This is a genomic window from Oerskovia sp. 140933, assembly GCF_059651515.1.
Genome location: NZ_JAMXIO010000062.1, coordinates 1 through 5893, shown reverse-complemented (window position 1 = coordinate 5893; position 5893 = coordinate 1). Strand labels below are relative to the sequence as shown.

Genomic DNA, 5893 nt, shown 5'->3' with positions numbered 1-5893 from the left:
GCGCGCCCGGGTGCGCCCCGCCGTCGGGCCTGCGGACCCGACCGTCGCGTGCCGCAGCGGACGATCGCTGCGACGATGAGCGGACCCGTCCCGGAGGGGAGGCGCCCGTGAGGCAGAAGGTGTCCGTCGTGCTGCTCGTGGCGGCGCTCGGCCTCGTGGCCGCGTGCTCGGGCGGCCCCGCCCCCGGGCCGACCGTGGTGACGCCGACCCCGCCGACCCCGACGGCCACCCCGCCGGGGACTCCGGGAGCGGCGCTGATCACGGTGGTCCCGTCGGTCCGCGCGACCGCGACCGCGGTCGTCGACGAGCTGGCGTCTCCCTGGGGCCTCACGGCGCTCCCCGACGGGCGGCTGCTGGTGACCTCGCGCGACGAGGGGACCGTGACCCTGCTCGACCTGGCCGGGGGCACGACCGCCACGGTCACTGGCCCGGGCGCCGAGGCGCTCGCGGACGGGACCGACCACGGCGGCGAGGGGGGCCTGTTGGGCATCGCGGTCGCGCCGACGTTCTCCGCGGACGGGACCGTCGTGGTCTACCGGACCGGCGAGGACGGCAACGAGGTGCTGCGCGGGGCCCTCGACCCCGCCACGGCCGAGCTGGGTGGGCTGACGACGGTCGTGGGCGGTATCCCGAAGGCGAGCAACCACAACGGTGGCCAGGTCGCGTTCGGCCCCGACGGGTTCCTGTACGTCGCGACCGGTGACGCGGGCGAGCCGGACGCCGCGCAGGATCCGGACTCCCTCGCGGGCAAGGTCCTGCGGGTCACGCTCGACGGCGAGGCGGCGCCGGGGAACCCGGACGGCTCGCGCGTGTGGAGCCTGGGCCACCGCAACGTGCAGGGCCTGGGGTGGGACGCGACGGGGCGGATGTTCGCGAGCGAGTTCGGGCAGAACACTCTCGACGAGGTCAACGTGATCGTGCCGGGCGGCAACTACGGCTGGCCCGAGCGCGAGGGCACTGCCGGTGCCGCGACCGCGCCGGACGGCACGGCGTTCGTCGACCCCATCGCGACCTGGCCCACGTCGGAGGCGAGCCCGAGCGGCCTCGCGGTCCTGGGTGACGGGGTCTACGTCGCGGGGCTGCGCGGGGAGCGCCTGTGGCGCGTCCCCTTCGCGTGGGGCGAGGACCAGGGGCCCGACGACGGAGCCCGGCCCGCAGGCTTCGGCGAGCCGCAGGCGTTGCTCACGGGGGAGTGGGGGCGGCTGCGGGCCGTCGTCCCGGTCCCTGCCGGGGCCACGGACCCGGACGTGCCGTGGTCGTTGCTCGTCCTGACGAACGAGACGGACGGCCGCGGGAGCCCGTCCGCGGGCGACGACCACCTGCTGCGGGTCGACCTGGCGACGGGCTGAGGTGGTGGTCGCCCGCGGCGCGGTCCGCGGACAGCGGCGCGGCAGCGGGGCCGGGACAACTACGATGAGGACCATGCCTGACGCAGCCTCGGAGACCTTCTATCTCACGACCCCGATCTACTACGTGAACGACGCCCCGCACATCGGGCACGCGTACACGACGGTCGCGGCCGACGTCGTCACCCGCTGGCACCGCCAGCGCCAGGAGCCGGTGTGGTTCCTGACGGGGACGGACGAGCACGGGCAGAAGGTCATGCGCACCGCAGAGGCCAACGGCGTGAGCCCCCAGGAGTGGGCGGACCGCCTGGTGGAGAGCTCGTGGAAGCCCGTCCTGCACACGCTCGACGCGCTCAACGACGACTTCATCCGCACCACCCAGCCCCGCCACACCGAGCGCGTACAGGCCTTCATCCAGGACCTGTACAACAAGGGCGAGATCTACGCGGGCTCGTACGAGGGCCCGTACTGCGTGGGCTGCGAGGAGTACAAGCTCCCGGGCGACCTGATCGACGGCACGGGCGAGCACGAGGGCCAGAAGCTCTGCCCCATCCACGGCAAGCCCGTGGAGATGCTCTCCGAGCAGAACTACTTCTTCAAGATGAGCGCGTACCAGGACCGCCTGCTCGCGCTCTACGAGGCGCACCCCGAGTTCGTCCAGCCCGCCAGCGCACGCAACGAGGTGCTCGCGTTCGTCAAGGGTGGTCTGCAGGACCTGTCGATCTCGCGCAACACCTTCGACTGGGGCATCCCCATCCCGTGGGACACCACGCACGTGCTCTACGTGTGGTTCGACGCGCTGCTCAACTACGCGACCGCCGTCGGGCTGGACAGCGACGACCCCGAGCAGCAGGCCAAGTTCGCGGCCACGTGGCCCGCGAACGTGCACCTGGTCGGCAAGGACATCCTGCGCTTCCACGCGGTGATCTGGCCCGCGATGCTCATGGCGGCGGGCCTGCCCCTGCCCAAGACCGTGTTCGCGCACGGCTGGCTCCTGGTCGGCGGCGAGAAGATGAGCAAGTCGAAGCTCACGGGCATCGCGCCGAGCCAGATCATCGACCACTTCGGGTCCGACGCGTTCCGCTACTACTTCATGCGCGCCATCGCGTTCGGCCAGGACGGGTCGTTCTCGTGGGAGGACCTCTCGGCCCGCTACAACGCGGAGCTTGCGAACGGGTTCGGCAACCTGGCCTCGCGCGTCGCGGCCATGGTCGGCAAGTACTACGGCGGCGTGCTCCCGCAGGCGGGCCCCGCGGGCCCGGCCGAGCAGGCGCTCGAGCAGGTCGCCGCGCAGGCGGTCCAGGCAGCCGAGAAGGCGATCGACGCGCTCGCGATCCACGAGGCCATCAACGCGGTGTGGACGCTGGTCGACGCCACGAACCTGTACCTCACCGAGCAGGAGCCGTGGAAGGTCGCCAAGCTCGACGAGGAACGTGACGGCACGGCGCCCGATGCCACCTGGATCCAGGAGGGGCGCCTCGCCACGATCCTCGTCACGGCCGCCGAGGCCCTGCGCTCGCTCGCGGTGCTGCTGCACCCGATCACCCCGAAGGCCGCCCAGGCGCTCTGGGCCTCGCTCGGCGCCGAGGCGCCGCTCGGTGCGCTCGCGGTCCAGCCGGTCGACGGCGCCGCGCGCTTCGGTGCGCTGCCCGCCGGCACCACGGTCACCAAGGGTGCGTCGCTGTTCCCGCGCCTCGAGGACCCGGTCACCGAGGTGTCCTGACCGTGGCACGCAAGCGTGAGCGCGGGTGGCCGCCCGCCCCCGAGCGGCTGCCCGTGCCCGTGGTCGACGACCACACGCACCTCGAGTCGATCGCGGACGTCCTGCCCGAGGTCGACGAGGAGGGGCGTCCCGTCGTCGTCCCGACGGTCGAGCAGCACGTCGAGGACGCGGCCCGGGTCGGGGTGGACCGCATGGTCCAGGTCGGCTGCGACCTGCCTGCGGCCCGCCGGACCGACGCGCTGGTGCGTGAGCACCGGGCGCTGGTCGGGGCGATCGCGATCCACCCCAACGAGGCGACCCTGCACGCCGGCGTGACCGAGGTGGGCCCCGACGGGCTGACGCCGGACCCGCAGGCGCGCCACGCCGTCGGGCTCGACGACGCGATCGCGGAGATCGCCGCGCTCGCACGGGGCAACGACCGCATCCGCGCGATCGGCGAGACCGGCATGGACCTGTTCCGCACGGGTCCAGAGGGCGCGGACGTCCAGCGGGAGGCGTTCCGCGCGCACGTCGCGCTCGCCAAGGAGCTCGGGCTCCCGCTCCAGATCCACGACCGCGACGCGCACGCCGAGGTCATCGAGGTCCTGCTCGCGGACGGCGCGCCCGAGCGGACGGTCTTCCACTGCTTCTCGGGGGACTCCGAGATGGCGCGGCTGTGCGCGGCGCAGGGCTGGTACCTGTCGTTCGCCGGGCCCCTGACGTTCGGTGCCAACGACGAGCTGCGTGCGGCCCTCGCCGCCGTCCCCCTGGGCCAGGTGCTCGTCGAGACGGACGCCCCGTACCTGACGCCCCACCCGTACCGTGGGCGGCCCAACGCGCCCTACCTCCTGCCGCACACCGTCCGGAAGGTCGCCGAGGTCACGGACGTGCCGCTCGTCGACGTGTGCACGCGACTCAGCGCGACCGCCGAGCAGGTCTACGGCCCCTGGTGACCCCGGCGGGCCCGGAACCCGCGTGCCCCTGCGGGGCCGACGCGCCGGACGGACTTCCCCCCGACGCGGCGTATCCATTACGGTCTGCATGTCCGTGATGCCCGGAAGCATCGACGGGCCGGGCAGAGAGCAGAACGGATGGTTCACGTGGTCGGTCGTGCGGGTGCCCCCAGGGACTCCCTGACGGGCAGGAAGCGTCTCGTCGCGCAGGCCGCGATCCTCGCGACCGTGGTCGGCGCGACCGGTGTGTTCGCGCTGTCCCACAAGTCCGTGACGATCGACCTCGACGGCGAGGTGCGCACCGTGAGCGCCTACGGTTCCACGGTCGGTGACCTGCTGGCGTTCCAGAAGATCGACGTGAAGGACGGCGACCTCGTCGAGCCCTCGGCCTCCTCCTCGGCGAGCGACGGCGGGACGATCGTCGTGCGCACGAGCAGGGAGGTCTCGCTCGAGCTGGACGGCGAGCCCCAGACCTTCGTCACGACCGCGAGCACCGTGGGCGAGCTCGTCAGCGCCCTCGGTCCGCGTGCGGAGGGGGCCAGGACCTCGGTGTCGCGCTCGCAGTCGCTCGGGCGCGAGCAGATCCGCGTGTCGACCCTCAAGACCGTCCACGTCGCGGTCGACGGCGGGATCGTCTCGGCCACGACCGCGGAGGCCTCCGTCCAGGCGGTCCTCGACCACGCGGGCATCGTCCTGTCGGAGGGGGACGCGGTGTCGGTGCCCCTCGGGGCGGCGGCGGTCGACGGGATGCTGGTCCTCGTGACTCGCGCCGCGCAGGGTGCGGCGACCGTCACGGAATCTCTGCCGTTCGCCACGGAGGAGGTCAAGGATCCCTACCTCCCGCAGGGGCAGCGGAACGTCCGGACGTCGGGCCGGGTCGGCGAGGCGATCACCACGTACGAGATCCAGACGGTCGGCGGCGCCGAGGTCTCGCGGACCGTGCTGGAGCGGACGGTCGTCCGCGAACCCCGGACCGAGGTCGTGGTCGTGGGCACGCTCGACCCCTCGACGATCAAGGTCGACCCGGGTTCCTCCAAGGCGATCGCCAAGTCCCTCGCCGCCCAGCGCGGGTGGGGTGACGACCAGTTCGCGTGCCTCGACCTGCTCTGGATGAAGGAGAGCCGGTGGAACGCGACCGCGGAGAACCGGTCGAGCGGTGCCTACGGGATCCCGCAGGCCCTCCCTGGGTCCAAGATGGCGAGCGCGGGGGCCGACTGGCGGACCAACCCGGCGACGCAGATCACCTGGGGGCTGGGCTACATCGAGAACCGCTACGGCACGCCGTGCGGCGCCTGGGGCCACTCGCAGTCCAAGGGCTGGTACTAGGTCGCTGGCCCCCGGGACATGTGAAGGTTTCACCCTCCGAGAGCCCTCGTCGCCTATGACATAGGAGGTGAAAACCGGACAGAGGGGCGCCGTCACGCGTGTCGCAGGGTTGGCACCCGATAACGGATCGGTTACGGTCAACTGTCGCGCGCTGCTGCCCGTCCTGTCGCCACCCGCTGATCTGCGGGTGCCGCACCCGCTCATCGCCGGGTGCTCCAGGACCGGAGGGTGCGCGTCCTGCTGTGGCCCCGACCATCGGGCCGTCGGCAGACAACGACAGCCGGATCGGTCGTTTCGGAACCAGCGGTGGGACGCCCTCGGGCGCCTCGCCCCGACGCTCCTCGGAGCAGCGGGACCGCTGGTGGCGCCCCGCGTCGCCCGAACTCCGTGCCCGGGAGGCTCGACGACTGGACTCGAGTGAAGAACCCCCTGAACCGGACCGCTCACGCGGCCAGCGCCACTGCCCCCAATCCTTCGACGGGCGTCGAGGCTGATGCTTCCGCCCCTTCCTCTTCCACTGCCACTGCTGCGCGGCGTCGCCGGTGGCCGTTGGTCGCCGGTGCGAC

The 5893-nt window shown here is 72.8% G+C and carries 4 protein-coding genes; all 4 read left to right on the top strand.

What is annotated here, in order from left to right; all coding sequences use genetic code 11:
- The first annotated feature begins 107 nt into the window (after nucleotides 1–107).
- The 4 genes from NHG27_RS18775 to NHG27_RS18760 all read left to right on the top strand — a co-directional run bounded on the left by NHG27_RS18775 (nucleotide 108) and on the right by NHG27_RS18760 (nucleotide 5327).
- The gene (locus NHG27_RS18775) at nucleotides 108–1349 is read left to right on the top strand and encodes a PQQ-dependent sugar dehydrogenase (protein WP_497017334.1); all 1242 of its coding nucleotides are present in this window, start codon (nucleotides 108–110) and stop codon (nucleotides 1347–1349) included.
- Nucleotides 1350–1422: 73 nt separating this feature from the next.
- Nucleotides 1423–3069 (top strand): methionine--tRNA ligase, encoded by a 1647-nt coding sequence (gene metG / locus NHG27_RS18770; protein WP_497017333.1) that lies wholly within the window; start codon nucleotides 1423–1425, stop codon nucleotides 3067–3069.
- A gap of 2 nt (nucleotides 3070–3071) precedes the next feature.
- Nucleotides 3072–4001, top strand: a complete 930-nt coding sequence (locus tag NHG27_RS18765) for a TatD family hydrolase (protein ID WP_497017332.1) — start codon at nucleotides 3072–3074, stop codon at nucleotides 3999–4001.
- A gap of 138 nt (nucleotides 4002–4139) precedes the next feature.
- Complete coding sequence (locus NHG27_RS18760) at nucleotides 4140–5327, top strand: resuscitation-promoting factor (RefSeq protein ID WP_193718999.1); 1188 nt, start codon at nucleotides 4140–4142, stop codon at nucleotides 5325–5327.
- The last annotated feature ends 566 nt before the right edge of the window (nucleotides 5328–5893 follow it).